4 protein-coding genes are annotated in these 2,221 nt (G+C 45.3%); 2 read left to right on the top strand and 2 right to left on the bottom strand.

Annotated elements, in window-relative coordinates:
• Window positions 1-192: 192 nt before the first annotated feature.
• Together ACHA99_RS09700 and ACHA99_RS09705 are read right to left on the bottom strand one after the other, a co-directional pair.
• A complete protein-coding gene (locus ACHA99_RS09700; protein WP_393942438.1) occupies window positions 193-735 on the bottom strand; it encodes a zinc-ribbon domain-containing protein in 543 nt (180 codons plus the stop codon).
• A gap of 15 nt (window positions 736-750) precedes the next feature.
• Entirely contained in the window at window positions 751-1,428 is a 678-nt protein-coding gene (locus ACHA99_RS09705) for a helix-turn-helix transcriptional regulator (protein ID WP_393942441.1), read from the bottom strand.
• A 102-nt stretch (window positions 1,429-1,530) separates the two neighbouring features.
• On the opposite strand from ACHA99_RS09705, the gene ACHA99_RS09710 reads away from it, so the two are divergent.
• Window positions 1,531-1,770, top strand: coding sequence for a DNA-binding protein (locus ACHA99_RS09710; protein ID WP_259578054.1), 240 nt, complete (start codon window positions 1,531-1,533; stop codon window positions 1,768-1,770).
• 35 nt (window positions 1,771-1,805) lie between these two features.
• Window positions 1,806-2,221 (top strand): phage regulatory CII family protein (locus tag ACHA99_RS09715; protein ID WP_393942443.1); only part of this gene is annotated, 416 nt, incomplete at its 3' end.

Consider the following 2,221-nt stretch of genomic DNA (forward strand, 5'->3'; position numbering starts at 1 on the left):
CGTCTGTTATCGACCTTTTCACCAAGCCATGGTTTTTCGTCGATGGTTTTCATGGTGTGCAACTCGAACGCCGTCGCCTCGCCCTTTGTCGCAAATTTCTTGCGCACCCGCCGACCTTCTCGGCCGCTCGGGTAGCACTCGCATAGCCAAGGAAAATTACTGCCGTCTTTTAGATTGCGAACTGACATAGGGTTACTCTAAAGATGCGGCAATATCGCTGCCTGAAACAAATAACGAATCACCATCAACAGTCGTTAATTTGGCATCAATATTGGCGTAAATAATCTGAGGTGTTTCGCTACGGCCATAAAATTTAACTTTGGCATAGGTGTCATGATCACTAGAGATAACGTAATGGTTGCCGCCAGTATTGCAGCTCATATCAAACTGGGATTCATTGCGTCTTACGTTAGAAAATTCACCATTCTGCGACTTGAAAAAGTCATCATTTATAGAGACAGAGCAAAAATTCTCATTGTCACCACCAAAGGTAAAAACGGTAGCAGGCTTGCTATTGATAGGCGTTTCTAACTTACTGATAAAATTATTTAACTTAAGTTTATCTTCACTTAAATACATTGCAGTTGCGAAAATAACAGCAAAGACAATAACGCCTAAACAGCCTTTACCAACTTTCGCAGGCGTTAATCCAGGATTTTTAGCGCCACAATGTGGGCAAATATCAGCAGACTCAGAAACCTCTTTCCCGCATTCTTTACACTTCACTAAAGCCATCGCAAAACCTCCTTGTTAAACCGCTTCTATCACTGACACCACTTTCCCATGGATCTTCGTCGCATCGGTATTGATTGGGTATTTTTCATCACCATCAAAAAAGTAAATGTTTCCATCAGGCATTTGGCGTAAGTCACCAACTTGGTAACTATCGTTAACACTGAATAAATACAGCCCTTTGGTAACAACGGTCTCACGCATGTTGATAAACAACTTGCGGCCACCGTGTTTTAGCAAGAAATCAGTAGTATTTGGCTGAATAGAGTTCAAAAAGAAAAATCCGCTATCAACCCTAAACTTTTCAAGTGTTCTCAGCCCGCCGTTCTCGATCTCACAAACGGTCAGCAGGGGGATTTTGTAGGCCTCGTCTGGCTCGACCAATGGCACGTACTTCGGCACTGACTCACCAACGATAAAACCATCATCAATTTCAACGCCAAAACTCCTACCAGTGCCAAAACACAAATATTCGACAGGGGTATTCGTCGCAAGATGCAAACGAATGATTAATTCATGCGGAACGGTATTTCGCGTCGTCCATGTCGAAAGTGTGGCAGGCGTTACACCAATTAAGTCTGATAATTCAAGGCGGTTACTTACCTTAAATAGGTGAATAAGTCGCTCAATTAGCACCTTTCCACCATCACTTTGAATGGGTTTATCAAGCGGAAAGCGAAATTTATTGTTTTTCAACTTGTAATAGTCTGACATTTTGATCAATAATCTCATTCGAAATGATTTTAACACCATGTAACGCCAATTACATGAAACGAAGATAAGAGCGAGATTACCACAATGAGCACAGTAATCGTAAATATTGACACACCAGTTTTAAGCTACGAAGAGTTCGCCCGTAGAACTGGCACAACCGTTGATAACGTGCGCTATTTAGTTCGCCACGGTCGTTTGCCATGCATGCCAAAAACCAACGCCCGCCACACGCCATACATCAACATGGTCGCGCTACACCAAATGGCACAACAGGCCGCAGACATGACAGCAGTCACTATGCCAAATAACGCTAAGTCAGCTTAGTGATTTGAGCATAAGCAAAACGGAGATTTGCGGCCATGTATAGCACCAGCCAATGCACACAACCAGCCAAAGCAGCGCACCAGCCACATATCGCGGGTGCGCTGAGGCAGTTTGCCGACGGCGAGCAACTGAGCGAAATCGCCAAAGCGGCGCACTTCAATAAGCCGCAAATGCTGCGCAATAAATTGCTACTGAGTCAGCCACATCAGCTCAGCATCCACGAAGCCGTGGACATCGCCAAAGCCAGCGGCAATCGCTGCATTATCGACGGCATGTTGCTTGAGCTTGGATGCGCACCATCAATTGTGATTGAAGATTTAAACCAGTGTGAACGCATGTCACTGACCGACCGAGCGCTAGAAATAAGCGCCAACGCGGGATGGCTGGGCAACATGGCATTAGACGTAAAAGCGCGGCGCGGTGGCATCACCGAACGCATGCGCCATGAAGC

The organism is Shewanella sp. S23-S33 (genome assembly GCF_043359565.1).
Taxonomy (GTDB): Bacteria; Pseudomonadota; Gammaproteobacteria; order Enterobacterales; family Shewanellaceae; genus Shewanella; species Shewanella oncorhynchi.